Origin of the sequence: Pseudomonas oryzihabitans NBRC 102199, from assembly GCF_000730625.1 — a bacterium.
Lineage (GTDB): Bacteria > Pseudomonadota > Gammaproteobacteria > Pseudomonadales > Pseudomonadaceae > Chryseomonas > Chryseomonas oryzihabitans.
In genome coordinates this window covers 92,256-113,413 of the sequence record NZ_BBIT01000009.1, presented here as the reverse complement: position 1 = coordinate 113,413, position 21,158 = coordinate 92,256, and the positions used below count along the sequence as shown (strand labels likewise).

General features: G+C 58.2%; 15 protein-coding genes and 1 pseudogene. 14 read left to right on the top strand and 2 right to left on the bottom strand.

Annotation, left to right across the window (positions count from 1 at the left end; translation table 11 throughout):
- From POR01S_RS10895 to POR01S_RS23110, 7 genes are all read left to right on the top strand, one after another.
- Complete coding sequence (locus POR01S_RS10895; RefSeq protein ID WP_042135796.1) at positions 1-1,875, top strand: DUF262 domain-containing protein; 1,875 nt, start codon at positions 1-3, stop codon at positions 1,873-1,875.
- A complete protein-coding gene (gene pglZ, locus POR01S_RS10890) occupies positions 1,872-4,379 on the top strand; it encodes a BREX-1 system phosphatase PglZ type A (RefSeq protein ID WP_042135794.1) in 2,508 nt (835 codons plus the stop codon). The genes POR01S_RS10895 and pglZ overlap by 4 nt, the downstream gene beginning before the upstream one ends.
- A gap of 12 nt (positions 4,380-4,391) precedes the next feature.
- Positions 4,392-6,488 carry a BREX system Lon protease-like protein BrxL gene (gene brxL / locus POR01S_RS10885; protein WP_042135792.1) on the top strand — a complete coding sequence of 699 codons (2,097 nt, stop codon included), beginning with the start codon at positions 4,392-4,394 and terminating at the stop codon, positions 6,486-6,488.
- 185 nt (positions 6,489-6,673) lie between these two features.
- Positions 6,674-7,732, top strand: coding sequence for a hypothetical protein (locus POR01S_RS23685; protein ID WP_156045017.1), 1,059 nt, complete (start codon positions 6,674-6,676; stop codon positions 7,730-7,732).
- A complete protein-coding gene (locus POR01S_RS10880) occupies positions 7,729-8,265 on the top strand; it encodes a hypothetical protein (RefSeq protein ID WP_042135791.1) in 537 nt (178 codons plus the stop codon). Before POR01S_RS23685 ends, POR01S_RS10880 begins: the two co-directional genes overlap by 4 nt.
- Positions 8,262-8,699 carry a hypothetical protein gene (locus POR01S_RS10875; protein ID WP_042135789.1) on the top strand — a complete coding sequence of 146 codons (438 nt, stop codon included), beginning with the start codon at positions 8,262-8,264 and terminating at the stop codon, positions 8,697-8,699. The genes POR01S_RS10880 and POR01S_RS10875 overlap by 4 nt, the downstream gene beginning before the upstream one ends.
- Before the next feature lie 2 nt (positions 8,700-8,701).
- Entirely contained in the window at positions 8,702-12,058 is a 3,357-nt protein-coding gene (locus tag POR01S_RS23110; protein WP_052382651.1) for a DEAD/DEAH box helicase, read from the top strand.
- 43 nt (positions 12,059-12,101) lie between these two features.
- On the opposite strand, the pseudogene POR01S_RS10865 reads toward POR01S_RS23110, so the two are convergent.
- Positions 12,102-12,773, bottom strand: a pseudogene (locus tag POR01S_RS10865) (site-specific integrase); the annotation flags it as partial.
- Between the two features lie 373 nt (positions 12,774-13,146).
- Complete coding sequence (locus POR01S_RS10860; RefSeq protein WP_042135787.1) at positions 13,147-14,040, bottom strand: LysR substrate-binding domain-containing protein; 894 nt, start codon at positions 14,038-14,040, stop codon at positions 13,147-13,149.
- Between the two features lie 150 nt (positions 14,041-14,190).
- Here POR01S_RS10860 and POR01S_RS10855 point away from each other — a divergent pair, with 150 nt between their 5' ends.
- From POR01S_RS10855 to POR01S_RS10825, 7 genes are all read left to right on the top strand, one after another.
- Positions 14,191-15,336, top strand: a complete 1,146-nt coding sequence (locus POR01S_RS10855; RefSeq protein WP_081875202.1) for an ABC transporter substrate-binding protein — start codon at positions 14,191-14,193, stop codon at positions 15,334-15,336.
- A gap of 232 nt (positions 15,337-15,568) precedes the next feature.
- Positions 15,569-16,642 carry an ABC transporter ATP-binding protein gene (locus tag POR01S_RS10850; protein WP_042135786.1) on the top strand — a complete coding sequence of 358 codons (1,074 nt, stop codon included), beginning with the start codon at positions 15,569-15,571 and terminating at the stop codon, positions 16,640-16,642.
- Entirely contained in the window at positions 16,629-17,501 is an 873-nt protein-coding gene (locus POR01S_RS10845; RefSeq protein WP_042135784.1) for an ABC transporter permease, read from the top strand. Before POR01S_RS10850 ends, POR01S_RS10845 begins: the two co-directional genes overlap by 14 nt.
- Positions 17,502-17,506: 5 nt before the next feature.
- On the top strand, positions 17,507-18,304 hold the full coding sequence (locus tag POR01S_RS10840) for an ABC transporter permease (RefSeq protein ID WP_042135782.1): 798 nt from the start codon (positions 17,507-17,509) through the stop codon (positions 18,302-18,304).
- Positions 18,301-19,440: an NAD(P)/FAD-dependent oxidoreductase gene (locus POR01S_RS10835; protein ID WP_042135780.1), complete on the top strand. Its 1,140-nt coding sequence runs from the start codon at positions 18,301-18,303 to the stop codon at positions 19,438-19,440. Before POR01S_RS10840 ends, POR01S_RS10835 begins: the two co-directional genes overlap by 4 nt.
- Entirely contained in the window at positions 19,430-19,777 is a 348-nt protein-coding gene (locus POR01S_RS10830; protein WP_042135778.1) for a (2Fe-2S)-binding protein, read from the top strand. The genes POR01S_RS10835 and POR01S_RS10830 overlap by 11 nt, the downstream gene beginning before the upstream one ends.
- Complete coding sequence (locus tag POR01S_RS10825) at positions 19,774-21,153, top strand: FAD/NAD(P)-dependent oxidoreductase (RefSeq protein ID WP_042135776.1); 1,380 nt, start codon at positions 19,774-19,776, stop codon at positions 21,151-21,153. Before POR01S_RS10830 ends, POR01S_RS10825 begins: the two co-directional genes overlap by 4 nt.
- Positions 21,154-21,158: the final 5 nt, after the last annotated feature.

Below are 21,158 nucleotides of genomic sequence, written 5' to 3'. Positions count from 1 at the left end.
ATGCCAGGTAGCTTCGAAAAGGCGATCACGATTCGCCAGGCTATACGCAACATTGATGACCGGACGTTTTTGTTGCCTGCAATCCAGCGCAATTTTGTCTGGTCGACGCAGCAGATTTGTACGCTCTTTGACTCACTGATGCGTGAGTACCCCATCAACACATTCATGATGTGGGATGTGACGAGCCCCGAGATCAAGAATAAATACCGCTTTTACAGCTTTCTGACTGACTACTGCCAGCGCTTCAAGGAGTCTAACGACTATGTCCCGACCCAGGGGGACTTCAAAGACTTCAAGGCGGTTATAGATGGGCAGCAGCGCCTGACCTCAATCTACATCGGCCTAAAAGGAACCTATGCCTACAAGCAACCTAGGGTCTGGTGGCCAAACGCGCGCAACGATCAGGTCCTCCCACCGCGCCGGCTTTATCTCAATCTGAGCAAGGGCGTTGAAGGAGATGACAACGAGTCGATGGCTCAGTACGACTTCCGGTTCCTGACCGAGAAGCAGGTACCAGCGTATAAGAGCGACAGCGCCTCGTTTTGGTTCGAGGTGGGCAAGGTCTTGGAGCTGCCAGATGTTCGCTCTGATGATGAGATCCTGATGGAGGTTGTGTTGCCCTATTTGACGGAGCAGGGGCTGGCCAGCAACAGGTTTGCACTCAAGACGTTGAATCGTCTGTACCACCTCGTTCGGAGAGAGGAGGTCATCCACTACTACAACGAGGAAAGTCAGGATATCGATCATGTCCTTGACGTGTTCATTCGTACCAACAGCGGCGGTACGCCGTTGGCGTTCTCCGACCTGCTAATGTCCATCGCCATTGCCAACTGGCAGGGTGATGCGCGTAAGGATATTGATGAGCTAATCGCCGAGGTAAGGCAGAGTTCAGAGATGCAGTTTTCGATTGGTCGAGACTGGGTTCTCAAGACTTGCTTGATGCTTATCGGTGCCGATGTGCGGTTTAAGGTCAAGAACTTCGATGCTGATCAGGTCAGTGTCATCCAGACGCAATGGCCGCAGATCCGATCCTGTATTGTTGCAACCTTCAAGCTGTTACGTCTTTTCGGGCTAAATGACCATTCGCTGAGAGCCAAGAATGCCGTCATCCCCTTGGCTTTTTACCTGTACAGGCAGTTCTTCCAAGACAAGCCGCTTTATCTGAGTATCAACAACATCAACCTTTTGCGCGATGAGCGCCTATCGCTGTCTCGCTGGTTGCACATGGTGTTGCTGCGGGGGGTGTTTGGCGGTCAAGCTGACGGTGTGCTGACGAGAATGCAGCGGCTGCTTAACAAGCACATCAGCAAGAAGGTATTCCCTCTGGACGAGATCATTGAAGCCTTCACTGCAACCAACAAGGATCTGCGCTTTGACGAGGCGTACCTCAGAGGGTTGCTCGATATCCAGTATGGGGACCCGCGGTGTCGTTCGGTCTTGAGTTTGTTGTTCCCCGAAATCAACGAAAACCTGCAGTTGGACATTGATCACTTGCATCCGCAAATCGCCTTCACTAAGACAGAGCTCTCCAAGCAAGGCTTCCTCAAAAATGACTCTGAGTTGATGGCGTTCTACCAGAGCCCACTCAATTGGAACTCGATTGCCAACCTGCACCTGCTGAATGCCTCGCAGAACCGCTCGAAAAAGGATATGCCGCTGATCGAGTGGCTGGCCGAAAAAGGGTGCGGCATCAAACGAGCCGATTTGCTGCTAGACGAGAATGACAGCCTTCAGTTTGAGGACTTCCAGGCGTTCTGCAATGCACGGCGTGAAGCCCTTCTAGAGCGCCTGCGTAGCAATGTGGTGGTCAGTGGACCACAGCCGGCATCGGAAGAGATATTGGATGAAGAGGAAGAAACCGAGGCTGTGGCATGAGCAACTCGAAGATTACCCAGGCTCTGACAAACCTGTTTGAGAAACAGCGCATTGTCTTCTGGTACGACAACCGTCTGGAGTTCCGTGCAGATTTCGAATCGCTAGAGCTGCCGGGTGTCGAGAAAATCGAGCTGGCCAACAACGAGTTCGGCGTTAAGTACCGCATCCTGCGCGAGCACCCCGAGCAGAAGTTTCTGCTATATCGGGAAGGTGCCGAGCCGGCCTATCTGGATAACTGGTTACTTGATGTGCAGCTGGCCAGCGGCAACACCTTCCGTACGGATCAGCTTGCCCTTTGGCTGGCCGAGCTGGAGTTAGGGCCAGACTGCTATCCGGTTCTTGAGGAGCATGCAGCATTCTTCGCTGCGGCCAAGCGGCGCGAGCAGTTGCGTAAACTGCTGCAGCAGGGCGACTCGCACAGCATGCTGCGTTTCAAAATGCTCGCGGTGTGTACAGGCTCTGAGCCACGATTGGATGTAATCCTTGAAGAGCTGCTGGCTGAGCTCGCCAATGCTGAAGTCACCCGCATCAAGCTCATTGAAACAAGTGGTCTGGATGGCTTCCTCTGGGAGCAGATGAAGCGCGCCTACGGTTATGTGTCGCAGCAGCCTGGACTGCACGACTTTGTGATCGAGCTTTTCAAGGCATGCTTCATGATGGGCACAGATCCTGAGTACAAGGCACGTTTGTCCGCGGAGTCCTTAGTCTTTCTCCGGCGCTGGAAGGACAGCCGTTCGCATGAGAGCAGCTTCGAGCTGCTCTCTGCGCAGTGTGCAGAGGTGCTACAGATTGGTGACAAGCTGCATAAGCTCGATTATCGAGCCCTCCTGGATCTTGATTACTTTGAGCTGATCGACCGCAAGATCCTTAGTGAGCTGGTTCGCGCGACGGTAGTCCGGACGGCGACTGCTGCCGATGTTGAGCAGTCTGTTCGTCAGCGACGCCAGAGCCATTGGTTCAGCCATTTCGAGGATGTCTATCTGGCGCTGGATCATGCTGCGCAGTTCTTGCAGACGTTGGATGCAGCCAAGCTGGAAATGGCCTCCTTGGCCGATGGTGTGGAGAAGTACGCGAAGAGCTGGTATCGGCTAGATCAGCTGTATCGCAAATTCGTCCATCACGCGCGCAAGTCTGGCCAGGCCTCCTTGCTGGAGGAGCTCAGCGCTCAGATCGAAAACCAGTACACCAACAACTATCTGGCTCGTCTCAATGATCGTTGGCAGCAGTTTATAGACTCTGCTCCGAGCTGGACGGCTGCTCCGATCATGCTGCAGCGGAATTTCTTCAGCCGCTGTGTAAAGCCCTTCCTGGAGCGCAAGACTAAGGTCTGCGTGCTGATCTCGGATGCCTTCCGTTATGAGGTAGGTGAAGAGCTGCAGAGCCTGATTCGCCGTGAAGACCGCTTTGAGGCCGAGCTGGAGCCGGCGCTTTCCATGTTGCCGAGCTACACGCAGCTGGGTATGGCCGCACTGCTACCTAACCAGGCACTGCAGCTGGCTGAAAACGACAGCGGCGATGCGATAGTGGATGGTCAGAGCGCTCAGGGCTCGACTAATCGCGGCAAGATCCTTGCTGCTGCGGTGCCGAGTTCTGCTGTTGTTTTGGCTAAGGACCTGCTGGCTATGAACCAGGCGGATTCGCGGGCGCTGCTGCGGGATCACGATGTGGTTTACGTTTACCACAACTTGATCGATAAGACTGGCGATACGCGAGATACCGAGGAGCGGGTATTTGCTGCGGCAGAAGAGACATTGTCCGAGCTTGTCCGCCTGGTGAAGAAGCTAACCAACGCCAATGCCAGCAACCTGCTGGTCACTGCAGATCATGGCTTCATCTACCAGCACCGACCGCTGGAGGAGAGCGATTTTCTCAGCAACGTACCGGAAGGTGATGACGTGCTCTATCGCGACCGGCGTTTCGTCCTGGGGCGCGGTCTGCGTAGTCAAGCAGGTTTCCGGACATTCACCCTTGAACAGCTGGGACTTGAAGGATCGCTGGATGTACAGATCCCTAAGTCGATCAACCGCTTGCGTCTCAAAGGCTCAGGCAGCCGGTTCGTACATGGCGGAGCCACGTTGCAAGAAGTGGTGATCCCGGTTGTGCGTATCAACAAAAAGCGCCAAAGCGATGTGGGCAGTGTCGACGTCGAGTTCATCGGTGGCGGCGGCAGGAGCATCACGACTGGCCAATTGGCTGTTGTGCTGTATCAGTCCGAGGCGGTCACCGAGAAGAAACAGGCTCGCCGGTTGCGTGCAGGGCTGTACACCTTGGACGGTGAGTTGATCTCCGACTCGCATGAGCTGACGTTCGATTTCGCGTCCGATAACCCGCGCGAGCGCGAGCTGTCGGTGCGCTTCATCCTGAGCCGGAAAGCCGATGAAGCAAACAACCAGCAAGTTGAGCTACGACTCGAAGAGCAGGTTGAAGGCACCTCGCATTTCACCCAGTACAAGGCCACTCGGTATACGATTCGTCGTTCGTTCACCAGTGAATTCGATTTTTAAGCGGGAGCCCTCATGAGTCAGCTCGATGACAAGATCAACCAGCATTTCGCGGGCTTAGTCGTTCGCAAGGATCTGGTCAAAGCTGTTAAGGGCAACGCCATCGTGCCGTCCTACGTGCTGGAGTACCTGCTGGGCCAGTACTGCGCAACGAATGATGAGTCGACGATTCAAACCGGCATCGAGACGGTTAAAGAAATCCTGCGCAAGCACTATGTGCATCGCAACGAAGCGGGACTAGTGCGGTCGACGATTAAGGAGAAGGGGCGCCACAAGGTCATTGACCGTATAAGTGTTTCTCTCAACGACAAGGACGATGTGTACGAGGCTGAATTCGCCAACCTCGGGATAAAGAAGGTGCTGATCGACTCCAGCACAGTGAAGGCACATCAGAAGCTGTTGGTCGGGGGCGTTTGGTGCATCGCTGATCTGGAGTATGACTACACCGAGGACAAGTCCGCCTCTCCTTGGGTGCTGGCCTCGCTCAAGCCTATCCAGATCTCTCGTTTTGATTTCGACGGCTATTTGGAGTCTCGCAAGCAGTTCACTACGGACGAGTGGATTGATCTGCTTATCCAGAGCATCGGCTTCAATCCGCAGATGTTCGGTAAGCGCAACAAGCTCTTGCAGCTGATCCGTCTGATTCCTTTCTGCGAACGGAACTACAACCTAATCGAGCTAGGGCCGAAAGGCACTGGCAAGTCGCACGTCTACTCCGAGTTTTCGCCCCACGGCATACTAATTTCCGGCGGTGAGGTGACGGTGCCCAAACTGTTCGTCCACAACGGTACGGGCAAGCTCGGCTTGGTTGGCTACTGGGACGTGGTGGCCTTCGACGAGTTCGCCGGCAAGCAGAAGCGGGTGGACAAGGCGCTGGTCGACATCATGAAGAACTACATGGCCAACAAGTCGTTCTCGCGGGGTGTAGAAACCCTTGGGGCCGAGGCCAGCATGGTTTTCGTGGGCAACACCGACCACACTGTGCCATACATGCTCAAGCACAGTGACCTGTTTGATCCGTTGCCGGAGAAATTTCACGACTCGGCCTTCCTCGATCGCCTGCACAGCTACATTCCGGGCTGGGAGGTAGACGTGATCCGTGGGGAGATGTTCTCCAGCGGCTATGGTTTCGTCGTCGATTACCTGGCTGAGATCCTCCGTTCACTGCGCAGCCATGACTTCTCGGATCGCTACAAAGGTCTGTTCACGTTGTCGGATGAAATCTCCACTCGTGATCGTGACGGTATCAACAAGACTTTCTCCGGACTGATGAAGATCCTCTTCCCTCATGGTGAGGCGACTGAGTCAGAGGTCGAAGATGTGCTGCGCTGTGCCATCGAAGGGCGTAAGCGGGTCAAAGACCAGCTGCTGCGCATCGATACCACCTACCCTACTGTTCGTTTTGCCTATCAAGGAAAAGATGGCGTCGAGAAATTGGTCAGCACCCTGGAGGAAGGGGAGTATCCGAACCAGTACCACCGGCGAGTGGCGAGTGAAGTGTCGGAGCTGGATCTGTTCGAGACGGCTAATGTCGCTCCTCGCGAGCCGGTTAGCGATGCGGCCAGTCCTCAGCCCATTCAACAGCCTGCTGGCTCGGTGAGCAAAGAGCCAGAGCTGAAACCTCAGCACCTGGTTATTCAGGAGAACCAGCGCGGGGTCACCTTCGATAGGCTGTTTGGGCCCTATCTGAAAGGGGCTAAGCGGATCATCGTTATCGATCCGTACCTGCGAATGTTCCATCAACTGCGCAACCTCATGGAGTTGATGGAAACAATCAGCAAACAGTTGGCTTCCGGTGAGGAAGTGGCTGTTCATGTCGTTACCGTGGAGGATGAGTTAAACGGTGATCGCCAGACTGAAAGCCTGCAGAAAATTACCGATGCCTGCGCTGGGGTAGGTATTCAGTTCAGCTGGGCGTATGACAGGACAGGGACGAAGCATGATCGTGACATCACTACTGACACTGGCTGGAAAATTATTCTTGGGCGTGGTTTGGACATCTTCCAGCGCTTCGAATTGAACGACGCGTTTAGCTTTTCGAACCGGTTGCAGCAACACCGTCAGTGTAAGGAGTTCAGTGCGACGTTCGTTAAAATCGAGCATGCCAGCTAGTGAAGGCTCTAGATCCTGGTAACCGGGCAGAGCAAAAAAGAAAATAGGCAGAGGCAGGGTTACTGGTCTGCAGCCGACACATCGGCGCTAAGGGATAACGACCGGCCAACGCCTCAGTTGCATGACGTTAGACAAGCATGGTGTCATTGCGCCATTGTAAGTTTGCTAAGTAGCAGGTGTGATTTTTGACGATTTACAGCCGCTTCTCCTGTCTGACACAAGATAGTCTGCAGGTGCATGTCCCTGTGCGTTGCTATGAGCTCACGCTCAAGCACCGTCTGCTTGAGCAGCTAGGAGGTTTTTCGCATTTGCTGATGGATGCGCTGACCTTGATGCCTGAACAGGGTGTTGAGTGGGCTGCTGAGATCACAGGATTAAATGGCCAGCAGCTGCAGCCGATTCTCCAGAGGTTACATGGGCTAGGTCTGATAGATGATCAGTGCAGGCTGACTGTTCGCGCTAAGCATCTCGTTAAATGTATGAATTCGCTGCATGGCCAGGTGCGCGTTCTATGGCTGGATGGCCAATACAAGAAGCATAATTTTTGCGGCACTGCAGCTCTAGAGCCGGTTGAAATCAGTGAAGAAACCGAATTTGTCATTCGCCCTTGGCAGCGCGATGGTCAGCTACGGCGCTGGCCTAGCTCCAATTGGAGTGAGGACTGTGAGAGGCAAAAAAATCGAATCTGGCGCCATCCCGATCAGTATCTGGCGCTTGCTTTTGAGAGCTTTAATGACTGTTTTTATGAGGCGGGTTTCCCCAGCCAGGAGTGGGAGCTGAGCTTACGTGTGGTTGATAAAATGCCTCAAGCTGTTGCTGTTAATTTGACCGAGGAAGACTTGTTGACCGGGTCAGGTTGCGAGTTTCGATTAGCCAGCCCAGTTCTATGTCTGTCGACTTACTACAGCTTGCCGCGGGGCGCTCCTGAGCACCTATCCCAGGTTCTCCCGGCAGATCACTGCCGGTTTGCCACTTTCACAAGCCATGACGAGGAGGGCGATACCTTTGTCCCGGAGCCAACCCAGGGGGCTGCTTGGGTATGGCCGTCTCTGCATCCTGATATACGAGAAAAGGTTATCGAACTCTTGTTTGAGGATGTTATGAGCATCAGTGACGATGCTATGTCTGCCTTTAATCGTGAACACCGCATTGATGAGCGTTGGCAAAACTTAGGTTTTGATTGGGGCTGCATTCAGCGTCGGATGAGGCTCGAAGGTATTCACCTGATACGAGGTGGTGAGTGAAGACTATTGACCTGTTTGCCAGCTTGGGTGAGCAGATGCTGCGGGATCCTCAGGCTCGACAGTATGGCGGTGTTCTGCTGACCCGAGGTGTTGGGGGGGTAGCAAAGCTCAATCCGACAGCGGTTTGGGTCGATGCAGCCATTGCGGTAATGGAGGCGGGCACTAGCTACCTAAATTACTGCGCAGCCCAGGAAGTGACGGCGCAGCTGCAAGCGCTTAACAAGCAATTGGAAAAAAGTTTGGAGCACGAGCTGAAAATCGGCCGAATACAGCTGGATGCGCTGCGCCGCGAGCGTAGCGGGCGTCGGGCCAAGATCGATCAATTGTTCAAGGAGCAAGGGAGAGCTGTGCGGTTGACGAGAGCCAAAGCTGGTCAGCAGCTTAGCTCTCTGAAAACTATCCACTATTTGTTGCAGCAACAGCGCTTGGTACAAGGGAGTTTTCGGGAGCTGATTGGGCTGCAGGTCTGCCTCGACAGCTGTGTCGATGCCACCCTGGCGCTGCTGCTTACCCCCACAGGAGAGACGCAATGAAGGCGCCCACCAAAACGACATCCAAGAAGACGGCACCTAAGAAAGATACTGGCAAAAACAAAAGCGATGGGGTCAGCGTCAACCAGGCTCTGCAGCTGGCAGGAAGCTCGGTTGAGGGTCTAAAGGCATACCTGGGATACAAGAAAGAGACGGAGATAACCAAGCGTGCTGTGATCGATGGGCAGCGTGCTATTCACTTGGGCGAGCAGGAACTGGCCAAGGCACATCTGGTCGATGACCAAAATAAAAGAGCTCATGAGGCATGTCTTGTCGAGTTGGACAATGCAGATAAAGGCAGTCAGCGGCAGCATGAGCAAGCCATGACGAAGTTGCAAACAGACGCTGATCGGGAGAACCGCATCCTTAAGCAGTTAGAGGCACAGCAGATCACAGCTGAGGAAGCGGCTATTTTGCTGTACGGCTCTCAGGAATAAGTATGAGCAAGGGTTACGTCATTGCTGCTGGCCTTGTAGTTCTGTTGGCGGCTAAAACGATCGGCTGGCTTTTCAACAGCATGACTGAGGAGGAGCGTGAGAAGCAGGAGCGAGAGCGCGAAAGAGCTGAGAAAATCCGCAAGCGCGCCGGGATGGCAACGGCAGCGCAAGCCAGCAAGCAAGCCAAAATTGAGCGAGAGACTGCTGATGAATATGCCGAGGGACTACTTCGGCTGATTCGTGAGTACCGTGAGGAGGTCGCAGGGATTTCGGCTGAGCTGAAAAAGCTCGAACAGATGATCAACGCGGAGGTGGCCGACAAGACGTCCAGTCCTTATCGAAAATCTGCTTTGCGCCGTGAGTATGCACGGCTCGAAGATGCCAAGGTGCGCATACAGGAGTATCAGCGGTACTTACTGTTTGCTGAAGAGCAGATCCAAAGCCTGCTGCGCCAGGGGCAGTTCGCGCAATTATTGGCACTTGATCCGGTCGAGCCGTTGTTGCCGTTAGAGTGGCTATACCCGGGCAAGCTAGTGTTGGTAGCCATGAGCGAGATTGAGATGCCCTTGCCGCGCTTTGGCCATCAAATCTCCTTTGGCAAGAAGGACGATTTTGCTCAGAAAGCCCTAGCGCTGGAGTACAACGATGAGATCCCCGTGCTGATCAAGTCGGCACACAAATATATGGCTGGGCATTTCTACGGCTGTGTGGCTCGAGGCGCTCTGTACTATCACCACATCATCCCAGGCAATCCTGTCCAGTTTGTGGTCGACCACAAGGTAAAGCAGGTCATCATTGGAAGCCTTTTTGGCGGCATGATTCGTGCCGTGCTTCCCGTCAACCAATGCCTGCATCCGGCAGTACGCTTGCTCTCCGGGCAGAAGGTTCAGGTATATCCGACCCATTACGATTTATGCCTGAGCCACAACCCATTTACGCAGCCACGCACCGGCATTGAGGTCAGCGAGTTCAATTATCAAGCTCGAAGCGTGCAGTCATACCAGCAGCTGTATGTCGAGGTTGATGAGCAGTACCTCAATGATGTTACTGACCAGCGCTTTTTTGAAGCCGAGGAACCCTGGACTTTGCTGGGCTATGCCGCTGCCACAGGCGTTATTTCCCTGGCTAAAGCCTCGGTGCGGGTTGAGTGTATTCCGGGCCGTGATAACCCAGCGTTAGAGGTGCAGCAGGTAGTGCAGTGTGGCCTGCCGCAGCTGGGGATTGATACGCCTTTTCGCTTTACGCTTATCGGCCAGCAACTGGCTCGGCAGGCTTCAGTGGGTTGGGTCTCTGGGGTCGAGGAGTTCTTGCGATTCTGTGCTCAGTCAGCGCTGGACATGCAGGACTCTCCCGCGCGTCTGGCTCAAAGCCGCTTCTATCAGCGTTGGGAACAGGTCATTGCTTACCAGCGCAGATGCGAGGAGGTCTTCACGCTGGACTATCCGCTGGCTATTGCTGAGCGCGAGGAGGGCGTTCTGCGTCTAATGCGAGACAGGATGCCGATGGAGGCGCGTGAATCCTTCGAGCAAGTGTCTGAGCAGCTCCGTGAAGTTCTTTCCGAGAGCACTACGCTTAACCCGGATCACTGTGTGCGCCTGCATCAATGGGACGCTGAGCGTGGTGAGTTCATTCCAGCTTTGCGCAATGAGCGGAAAAGCCGACCTGTCTATACGCGTACGAAGGACTGCATCAGCATCGAAGGAAGTTTCTTGCTGCCTCAAGAGACAGCACCAATGCTGCGGCTGGTCATCACGATTCCCAATGCGGCACTCAAGCGTCAGGGGCAAGCGCTAGATGATTTCTTCAATGATCAGCTGGTCAACCCAGCTCTAAAAAACATCCTACTGGCACCTGAGCATTACCTGCCCCAACAGCAGCAGCTTGATGCGCCCATTGAGTGGATGGGAAGCCTCGATGAGAGTCAAAAGCGTGTGGTCGAATTGGCGCTGAAGGAGCGCAATATCGCTCTGATCCAAGGGCCACCGGGAGCAGGTAAGACCACGGCGATTGTCGAGATGCTCTACCAGCTGTTTCACCGCAATCCCTCGATTCGGATCCTAGTGGTATCGCAGCAGAATTCTGCAGTGGATAACGCGTTGGGTAAGTTTTTGGATCAGCATGCGGATGCCTTGGAGCAGCCTATTCGTACGATTCGTATTGGCAACCCGGAAAAGATGAGCACTGCGATCAAGCCTTTGGGCTTTGATAGCCAATACACTGACTATCTGGCTGAGCTTGAGAAAAGAGCTGTAGATGGCGCAGTTAGCCTCCCTCGTGAGCAGGCTACGCTATGCCATAAGTGGCTTTGCATGGTTAGGCAGGCTGCGCAAGCTCGTACGGCCAACGATGAGTTTTTCATTACTTTGCTCGCTGATCGGAATCTTGTGGGGGCTACCTGTGTGGGCCTGGCTACCAACAAAGGGGGGGTTGATCAGCTGCAGTTCGATCTTGCGATCATCGACGAAGCTGGGCGGGCAACGGTGCCTGAAATCCTGATTCCCATCCTGCGTTCACGCAAAGTGATCTTAGTGGGTGACCATTACCAGCTACCTCCCAGTATCGCGCCGCTATTGCGAGAGGATGATGCTGCTCAGGAGCTCGGTTTTTTGCGAGAGAGCTTCCTAGATACCAGCTTCTTCGAGGTCATGTTTGAGCGCTTGCCGGCAGAGTGCCGCGAAACACTTAACCTGCAATACCGCATGGCGCCGGCGATTGGTGACCTAGTCGCCGAGCTTTTCTACACCCGTCATGACGAGCGAGTTCTGCACAATGGCCGCGATCATCAAACATTCGAAAAACGATATGTGCTAGAGAAAAGTATCTACTGGGTGGACGTCAACGGACGGCAGCAACAATCACGCCGCTCGAAAAGCAAGGAGAACTCTCAGGAAGTAAAGGAGATCGTCAGATTTTTGGGCGAGCTTGCCGATTCAACACAGGCAAAGCATACAGTGGCTGTTATTACCCCATATGGCGGGCAGAAGGAGCGCATCCGCGAGCGCCTGCGTGCAATGGGATGGAGCGAAGGGCGTCTGGGGACCTTAGAGGTTGCGGTCGATACGGTCGATGCGTTTCAGGGAAGCGAGGCCGATATTGTTTGTTATTCAACCGTTCGCACTGAGGGCAGCCTCAATTTCCTGCTTGATCGCAAGCGACTCAACGTTGCTTGCTCCCGAGCTCGACTGCATTTAGTGTTTTTTGGGCACCGAGACTTTCTGAGTCGCTGGAAGTCGAGAGATGCACCTGAAGAAAATCTGTTTCCCCAAATAATGAAGTATTCCTGCAACCTTCCGATCAAGCTGAGGGCTGCTGCCCTAGCGGAACCTGCGGCAATCAAAGTAGAAACACCATATGGGTGAGCCGTGGTTGAGGGGACTTGTCTAAATACAGTTGGGGTGGTGGTCAAGTATCCGTCTCCACTAAGGTGTGGTGCGCTCGATTGGCCATGATGGCTCCAATGCGTTCGCCGAGGAGTCTCCAAGCTTCGGTTTTCTCTTTCGCATAGTCGTGGTGCAGGTAGTGTCTACGTACCTTGGAACCACCTAAGAGATGGTTTTGATAGCGATCAATGATCTCTAGGGTGACTCCCAGCTCCTGCATCATGGTTGCGCCCGTACGGCGCAGGTCATGCGGAGTCCACTCGCCCTTGGTGCCCTTACTCAGCACCAGTGAGTCGTCATGATGGCGGCCCGCTAAGGGCTTGCTGCGGTTTTTGAAGCGACACTGTCGGTCTCCGACGAGCTTGCTGACTGTCTTGGTGTCAACGTGATTTTTGCCATTCTTACTGGGGAAGCAGAACGGCGTGTCGCTTGTTTCTGTGTGCAGTCGTTTGAACTGCTCAAGAGCAAAGGCTGACAGAAAGACGTGGTGGTCCTGGCGCTTACCCTTATGGCCCTTGGTCGCTTCGGCTGGGATGAACCAGGTGCCTTTGTCCAGATCCACATGCCGCCATTCAGATTTGAGTAGCTCACCGATGCGGCAAAGTGTGCTCAGGCAGATCAACACTGCACACTGAACACGCACGTTGACCGGGCGAATACCCGAATATTTTTGGCCGGCGGGCAGGGCCTCATAAGGCGGCGCAAGATTTCAGCTTTGAGTTCCGCGTTGATAGCTATGAGTTCTCCTCTTGTGTGTGCAGAGGTTATGACAATCGTTCCGATGACCAGTGCCTGTTCAGGAGACGCCGGACATCGTCTGGAGCGTCTTTGCTACGCAAGTTAGACCGTTGCCGTTGGCTGTTGAGAACCCCGCTATCTGGATTCGGCGCTAGGGTAATAGAGGCTGTGATTCCCCTGGTCTGAACGTGGCGTCCGAGGGTGCAACAGGTTCTTCGCAGAGAGTTAGCCGAATGAGTGGCCTGTCGCGTCCTGCTTCCTTTCGGAAAACCGATATAAATTTCGTTATAGCAACCCTCAAGCGGAAAGAGGGCCATGGCAATCAGCTCTCACTGCAGAAAGTGCCGTGCATAATGCTTCCGTAGCGCCTGAATAAAGTCCGTCGCCAACGGCGTCTGGCTAGATCCTGCTGGCACAACAACATAAACCGGAAACAACAGCTCAGGCTCGAATCGGTGGATAGTGATGCCCTTGTGCAGAAAATCCTGGGCAACGTTCGGGCTCATGAGCGCGGCGCCCATGCCGGCGGCGACCATCTCGCAGGTGATCGAGCTGTATTGGCCTTCCACGGCGAGTTTGCGCTCGACGCCGGCCTGCTCGAAGACTCTGTCCATCTGCTCGCGGGTGCCGTCGCCATGGCAGAGGGAGACGAAGTTCTCGCCGTGGAGATCCTGCGCCCTGATAACCTCTCGTGACGCTAGGCGATGGCCTGGCGGTAGGACGCAGACGGCGCGGAGCCTGGTGATGAGCAGCGTTTCCAGAGGACCGGCGTCGCTGGGCTGGACCACTACGCCCAGATCGCAGAATTGAGACTGCACCCACTGCACCACGGTGGGCGAGGCGTTCATGTGCAGGGAGACGGTCAGCTCGGGACGGGTCGCGACGAAGTCCTTGATGACGTGGGGAATGAGCGTGAGTCCGGTAGAGGGTACCGCGGCGATACGCAGGCGGCCGGTACCGAGGTTACGGATGTTCTTGGCTGACTGACGTAGGCTATCGAGCCCTACATATGCCCGTTCCACTTCCTGGAAGAAGGCGCTGCCTTCCTTCGTGGGTATCAGCCGTACGCCCGCGCGCTCGAACAGTTTGAGTCCGGTGCTCAGCTCCAGCTGGGCGATCAGTCTGCTGACGTTGGGCTGCGAGGTATGCAGGGCTTCGGCGGCCGCGGTCATGGAGCCTAGACGCATCACGCTGCGGAAGGCTTCGATCTGCCTGAGATTCAACAGAGCTCTCCATATCAAATATGAATACTTAACCCGTACCTTCGTATTTGACCCTATGGGTTTAGGCTGACAATACTCGGTCACAAGCCAAATGGCCCCATAAAAAGAAAGCGTTTCCGATGGCGGTTACCGCGATGTCCTCGGAGGCGGATGCCTGGATCTTCCGGTCGTGTCCTCACGACGTTCTCGATCTGCCGCAACGCAAAAAAGGGAGCATTGCCCGTGACCAGTCCGTATTTCGTCCGTACCTCATCCATATCCTGGCGTCAGGGTCTGTCCGCGCTGTTGTTGGCCGCAGCGACCGCTGGCATGACGCTTCCCGCTCACGCTGAAGTGACGCTGTACGTCGCGGGGGTCGGCGGCTCCACCGAGCAGATGTACAAGACCCGCGTCATTCCCGCCTTCGAGAAAGCGCATGGGGTCAAGGTTGTGTATGTATCGGGCAACTCGACTGAGACGCTGGCCAAGCTGCAGGCACAGAAGGGGCGGCAGCAGATCAATGTCGCCATGATGGACGACGGCCCCATGTACCAGGCACTTCAGCTGGGGTTCTGCGAAAAGCTCACGGATGCGGCTGTCTACCAGGACCTGTATCCCCTGGCGCGTCTGAGTCCCGAGGCCACGGCAGTGGGTATGGTTGCCACGGGGATCGGCTACAACGAAGAAGCCTTCAAGAAGCGCGGTTGGGCGGCGCCGACGTCCTGGACCGATCTTGAAGATCCGAAATATCGGCAACTGCTGGGCATGCCGCCGATCACCAATACCTACGGACTGCATTCGCTGATCGAGATGGCGCGGCTCAATGGCGGCGGCGAAAAAGACATCGATCCGGGCTTCGCGGTGTTCGAGAAAAAGATTGCGCCCAATGTACTGGCCTGGGTCAGTGCACCGGGCGAGATGGACGGGATGATGCAGAACGGTGACGTGGTCATGGCGGTGTACGGCAGTGGCCGGGCGGTGGCGTTGCAGAACACCGGCTTTCCACTCAAGTTCATCTATCCGAAGGAGGGCGCCGTAGCCCTCCAGGTCGCCGCCTGTTCCGTCACACCCAACGCGCAGTCCGAGCTCTCCCAGCAATTCATTCAGTACGTGCTGTCGCCGGAAATCCAGAAGATCCAGTCCGAAAGTAACGGCTTTGCGCCGGTGAATCGCACCGTGGAGCTGCCGCCAGAACTGGCTGCCCGTATGCCTTACGGACAGGAAAAGGTCGACAGCCTGCTCAAGGTCGATTGGGACACCATCAACCAGAAGCGTTCCGAGTGGACGACGCGCTGGAACAGGACCATCGAGCGATAGAGGGCGTACAGGCCAGACGGCGATGAAATGACACCGGGATTGCGGCTGGAGAGGAGGGCGCCTTCGGGCTACTTATCTACCCGCCACAGCGCCAAGCCCTGAATCCATTTCACCATCGTCCGGTTCCGACTCGCTCAATGATCGAGTGGCTGGTTTTTCCCTAGGAACCGGTCGCTCCCACCTCCCTTGGACGAACAGTGATCACGCCCTCGTGATCGCCGGAGGCATGCCCATGGCTTTCCTGATCCTCGACGGCCTCGTCAAAACCTATGGTGACTTCACCGCCATCGCCGGGCTCGACCTGGCAGTGGAGAAAGGCGAATTTCTCTCCCTGCTCGGCCCTTCGGGGTGCGGCAAGACCACGACCCTGCAGAGCGTTGCCGGCTTCGTACAGCCCACCGCCGGGCGCATCGTGCTGGACGGGCGAGACATCACCCATGTCCGGCCGGAGAAGCGCGGGCTGGGGATGGTGTTCCAGAGCTATGCGCTGTTCCCCCACATGACCGTGGCCGAGAACGTCAGCTTCGGCCTGGAGATGCGCGGCGTGGCGCGTGGCGATAGGGCAGAGCGGGTGAAATCGGCACTCGACATGGTGCGGCTGCAGGGCCTGGGCGAGCGTTATCCCAAGGCCCTGTCGGGCGGGCAGCGTCAGCGGGTGGCCATCGCCCGGGCACTGGCGATCCGCCCGGACCTGTTGCTGCTGGACGAGCCGATGTCGAACCTCGACGCCAAGTTGCGCGAAGACATGCACATCGAGTTGCGCGCCATCCAGCGCGATCTGGGTATCACCACCATCCTGGTCACTCATGATCAGGTTGAAGCTATGACCATGAGCGACCGCATCGCGGTGATGCACGGTGGGCGCATCGTGCAGATCGGTTCGCCGTTCGAGACCTACGAGCGGCCCCAGTCGCCCTTCGCCTCGAGCTTCCTGGGCAAGACCAATGCCTTCCCCGGTGCCGTCCAGACCCGCAAGCCGCGCTGCTACGAGGTCAAGGTCGACGGTCTGATGCTGCATATCCCTCATGAGGGGCATCAGTTCGACGGCGACGTCAACGTCTACCTGCGTCCGGAAAAGATTCGCCTGGCCGATCCTGCCGAAGCGCGCTTGCGCGGCACGGTGCGCATGCGGATGTTCCTCGGCAACCTCTGGCTGATCGGTGTCGAGAGCCCCCTGGGGCCGGTCAACCTGACGCAACCGAACCTCGGCGCGCCGCCGCCGCTGGAAGGAGAGGAGGTGGGCTTGACCTGGCTGGACGATGACCTGCGCCTGCTCGGCCGGGAGGTGTCCCATGGCCACCTATGATGCCGAGCGCGTCGGCAGCGCGCCCTGGCTGCTGACCGGTCCTGCGCTTCTCGTGTTCCTGACCTTGCTGGCGGCGCCGCTGGTGCTCACGGCCATGCTGTCGTTGAACCTGTTCAGCGACACCAAGGGCGTCATTCCCGTGTACTCGCTCGCCAACTACCTAGAGGTATTTGGAGACGACTATTTCCACGAGATCTTTCTGCGTACCGGAGGAATGGCGCTCGCGGTGACCATCTGTTCGGTCCTGATCGGCGTGCCGGAGACGCTCATCATCGCCCGCATGCGGGCACCTTGGCGGGCGCTGTTCCTGCTGGTGGTACTCGGCCCGCTGCTCATCTCGGTGGTGGTGCGCACCCTGGGGTGGGCCATCCTGCTGGGCAACAACGGGCTGATCAACCAGGCGCTGCAGGCGCTGGGCATCATCGATTTTCCGATCCGCATGATGTTTACCCAGTTCGGCGTGGTGCTGGCGCTGACGCATGTGCTGGTGCCCTTCATGGTGATCGCCGTCTGGGCCAGCCTGCAAAAGCTCGATCTGCAGGTGGAGCAGGCCGGCTTGTCGCTGGGCGCTTCGCGGATGACGACGTTCAGGCGGGTGGTGCTGCCGCAGATCGTGCCGGGAATCCTCTCGGGCTCGATCATCGTCTTCGCCCTGGCGGCCTCGGCCTTCGCCACTCCCGCGATCATCGGCGGCCGTCGCCTCAAGGTGGTCGCCACGGCCGCCTACGACGAATTCCTCGGTTCGCTGAACTGGCCGCTGGGCGCCGCCATCGCGGTGCTGCTGCTGATCGCCAACCTGGTGATCGTGGTGGGCTGCAGCCGGCTGGCCGAGCGCCGTTTCAAACACGTCTTCGAGTGATCGCCATGTACCGGAACGGTTTCTTCTCCCTTGCCTTTCATACGCTCTTCATCGCCTTCATCGTCGCGCCGCTGGTGGTGGTGATGGCGGTGTCCTTTACCGGCGAAGGCTTCATCTCGCTGCCCTCTGGTGGCCTGTCGCTGCGCTGGTTCCAGGCACTGTGGGCCAATCAGGAAATGGTCGATGCCTTCTGGCTGTCGCTCAAGCTGGGCCTGGTGTCGGCGACGGTCGCCACGTTGCTGGCGGTCCCCGCGGCGCTGGCCATCAGTCGCTACGACTTTCCCGGCCGCGGGGCGATCACGGGCTTCCTGATGTCGCCGCTGATGATTCCCTCGGTGGTGCTGGGGATCGCCTTCCTGCGCTTCTTTTCCCTCGCCCAGGTGGGCGGCTCGCTGTGGGCCCTGAGCATCACCCACGTCATCGTCGTGCTGCCCTATGCCTTGCGGCTGACCCTGGCGTCCACCATCGGCCTCGAGCGCGATGCGGAGCACGCGGCGCTGTCCCTGGGCGCCAATCGGCTGCAGACCTTCTGGCGGGTGATCCTGCCGCGGATCCGCACCGGCGTGGTGGGTGGCTGGCTGCTCGCCTTCATCCAGAGTTTCGACGAACTGACCATGACGGTCTTCGTCGCCACGCCAGGCACCACGACCCTGCCGGTCGCCATGTACAACCAGATCGCCCAGACCATCGATCCCCTGATCACGGCGGCCTCTACGGTGCTGATCCTGGGGACCCTGGCGGTGATGCTGCTGCTGGATCGGCTCGTTGGCCTGGATCGCGTGCTGATCGGAGAGAAGCAATGAACGACAGCAACATACCCACCTCGGCAGAGGTCATCGTGGTTGGCGGTGGATTGGTCGGCATGGCGGTCGCCTATGGCCTGGCAAAGGCCGGTACCAAGACGCTGGTGCTCGACCAGGGCGATGACGCCTTCCGCGCCTCGCGGGGCAACTTCGGCCTGGTCTGGGTGCAGGGCAAGGGCTTCGACCGCCTGGAATATTCGCGCTGGACGCGGTCCTCCGCGCTGGCCTGGGCCGGGCTGGCCGAGGGCCTGCTGGCGGAGACGGACGTCGATGTTCGACTGAGGCAGCCCGGCGGCTTTCACATGTGCTTTTCCGATCAGGAGCTGGCGGAGCGGCAGGTGCGCCTGGCAGGTATGCAGGCGGGTCTGGGTGATTACCCCTTCGAAATGCTGGATCGGGCGGATCTGCGGGCACGCCTGCCCGGCATTGGTCCGAAGGTCGTCGGGGCGAGCTACACGCCCATGGATGGCCACGTGAATCCGCTCAAGCTGCTGCGCGCTCTGCACGCCGGGGCGCGGCACCACGGGGCGACGATACTGGGGCGGATGTCGGTCGAGCGGATCGATTCCGCGCCGGGCGAATTCGCCGTGGTCACGCCGGGGCAGCGCTTCACCGCGCCGCGCCTGGTGCTGGCGGCAGGCCTGGGCAATCGAGCGCTGGGGGAGCAGGTCGGGCTGCATGCGCCGGTCGCGCCGAATCGGGGGCAGGTATTGGTCAGTGAGCGGGTTCGCCCCTTCCTCGACTACCCGACGATCAATGTGCGCCAGACCGACGAGGGCAGCGTGCAGCTCGGCGATTCCATGGAGGAGGTCGGCTTCAACGACCTGACCACTACCGACGTGCTCGCCCGGATCGCCCAGCGCGGCGTCAACACCTTTCCGCTGCTGGCTGATGTACGCCTGGTGCGCGCCTGGGGCGCCTTGCGCGTCATGAGCCCGGACGGCTATCCGATCTATCAGGAGTCCGCTTCGCATCCCGGTGCCTTCGTCGTCACTTGCCACAGCGGCGTGACCCTGGCCGCGGCGCACGCGACCCGGATCGCGCCCTGGGTCCGCGGCGGTGTTCAGCCGGAAGAGCTGGCGGTGTTCGCTGGCGAACGTTTTCTTACGGGGGAGGTGTTTTCCCATGCCCACTGATTCCTTGTTTCGCCGCATCGATGCCGAAGGCGGCCGCCTCATCACCCTGACCTTCGATGACCAGGCCTTCCAGGTACCGAGCGGTCTCACGGTTGCCGCCGCCTTGCTGCTGGCCGGCGTACGGCAGTTCCGCACCTCGCCGGTGGGCGGTGAAGCCCGTGCACCCTATTGCATGATGGGCGTGTGCTTCGAATGCCTGGTTGAGATCGATGGGGTGCCGAGTCGCCAGAGCTGCCTGATCGAGGCGGCCGACGGCATGCGTATCCGTTCGCAGCAGGGCGCCCGGGAGCTGCCCTTCACCGCTGCCGAACCCGTGGTGATGGAGGTGCAGCCATGAATCTCGAACCTGTGGACGTCGTCGTCATCGGCGCGGGCCCGGCCGGCATGGCCGGGGCCCGCACCCTGGCAGACCTGGGACTCTCCGTCGTGCTGCTGGACGAGCAGTCGGCGGTGGGCGGGCAGATATATCGCGGTATCAACAGCGCCTCACCCGCGCGTCGCACGCTGCTCGGGCCGGATTACGCCGCCGGCGCCCACTTGGCGAATGCGGTGAAGAGCACGACCGTGCGCCATGAGACGGGTGCCTCCGTCTGGCAGATCACCCGCGAGCGTCAGGTGCACTATCTCAAGAACGGACAGGTACGCTCCTTCGCCGCCAGGGCCGTGCTGCTGGCGACCGGTGCGATGGAGCGACCCTTTCCCATTCCCGGCTGGACCTTGCCTGGGGTGATGACCGCCGGGGCCGCGCAGATCCTGCTCAAGACCGCCGGCATCGGTCCGCAGGGACCGGTGGTGCTGGCCGGGTGCGGACCGCTGCTCTACCTGCTCGGCTGGCAATACCTGCGGGCGGGCATCCCCATCGCGGCCCTGGTGGACACCAGTCGCCGTGAGGACTACTGGCGCGCCCGTGTACACCTGCTGGGGGCGCTGCGGGCCTGGCCCTATCTGCGCAAGGGTGTCTCACTCCTGCGCGCCCTGCGCAAAGGAGAGGTCCCGCACTACACTGGTGCCGAGCAACTCCAGGTCGAAGGGGAAGGGCAGGCGCAGGCGCTCAGCTTCGTCGTCGACGGGAAGGCACAACGGGTGTCGGCCAGCACCGTGCTGCTGCATCAGGGCGTGGTGCCGAACATCCAGTTCACCCAGGCGCTCAGGGCTCAGCATCGCTGGGATGATGCGCAACTGTGCTTCGTACCGGAAACCGATCGATGGGGCGCGCTCGATGTGCCCTTCATCTCGGTGGCGGGTGATGGCGCAGGGATTGGCGGTGCCCAGGCGGCCGCGTTGCAAGGGCAACTCTCCGCGCTCGGGCTGGCGCGTACCCTCGGCCAGCTCACCCCGGCCCAGCGCGATGCCCAGGCTGCGCCTTTGCGCGCCGAGCTGGAGCGCAACCTGCGTATCCGCCCCTTCCTCGATGCCCTGTATCGCCCGCGCGAGGAGAACCGGATTCCCGCCCGGGACGACGTCACCATCTGCCGCTGCGAAGAAGTGACGGCAGGCGATGTCCGCCGCTTCGTCGAGCTCGGCTGCAGCGGACCCAATCAGGCGAAATCCTTCGGTCGCTGCGGCATGGGTCCCTGCCAAGGCCGCATGTGCGGATTGACCGTTACCGAGATCATCGCCAAGTCCCGCGGACTCACGCCCGACGAGGTGGGCTACTACCGCATTCGGCCACCGATCAAGCCCATTACCCTGGGAGAGCTCGCCAGTGGCTGACAGGA

Bases quoted from the DNA above. Each gene is read 5' to 3' on its own strand.
- POR01S_RS10895 (WP_042135796.1), top strand. From the start codon at position 1: ATGCCAGGTAGCTTCGAAAAGGCGATCACGATTCGCCAGGCTATACGC.
- pglZ (WP_042135794.1), top strand. From the start codon at position 1,872: ATGAGCAACTCGAAGATTACCCAGGCTCTGACAAACCTGTTTGAGAAA.
- brxL (WP_042135792.1), top strand. From the start codon at position 4,392: ATGAGTCAGCTCGATGACAAGATCAACCAGCATTTCGCGGGCTTAGTC.
- POR01S_RS10875 (WP_042135789.1), top strand. From the start codon at position 8,262: ATGAAGGCGCCCACCAAAACGACATCCAAGAAGACGGCACCTAAGAAA.
- POR01S_RS23110 (WP_052382651.1), top strand. From the start codon at position 8,702: ATGAGCAAGGGTTACGTCATTGCTGCTGGCCTTGTAGTTCTGTTGGCG.
- POR01S_RS10855 (WP_081875202.1), top strand. From the start codon at position 14,191: ATGCCTGGATCTTCCGGTCGTGTCCTCACGACGTTCTCGATCTGCCGC.
- POR01S_RS10850 (WP_042135786.1), top strand. From the start codon at position 15,569: ATGGCTTTCCTGATCCTCGACGGCCTCGTCAAAACCTATGGTGACTTC.
- POR01S_RS10845 (WP_042135784.1), top strand. From the start codon at position 16,629: ATGGCCACCTATGATGCCGAGCGCGTCGGCAGCGCGCCCTGGCTGCTG.
- POR01S_RS10840 (WP_042135782.1), top strand. From the start codon at position 17,507: ATGTACCGGAACGGTTTCTTCTCCCTTGCCTTTCATACGCTCTTCATC.
- POR01S_RS10835 (WP_042135780.1), top strand. From the start codon at position 18,301: ATGAACGACAGCAACATACCCACCTCGGCAGAGGTCATCGTGGTTGGC.
- POR01S_RS10830 (WP_042135778.1), top strand. From the start codon at position 19,430: ATGCCCACTGATTCCTTGTTTCGCCGCATCGATGCCGAAGGCGGCCGC.
- POR01S_RS10825 (WP_042135776.1), top strand. From the start codon at position 19,774: ATGAATCTCGAACCTGTGGACGTCGTCGTCATCGGCGCGGGCCCGGCC.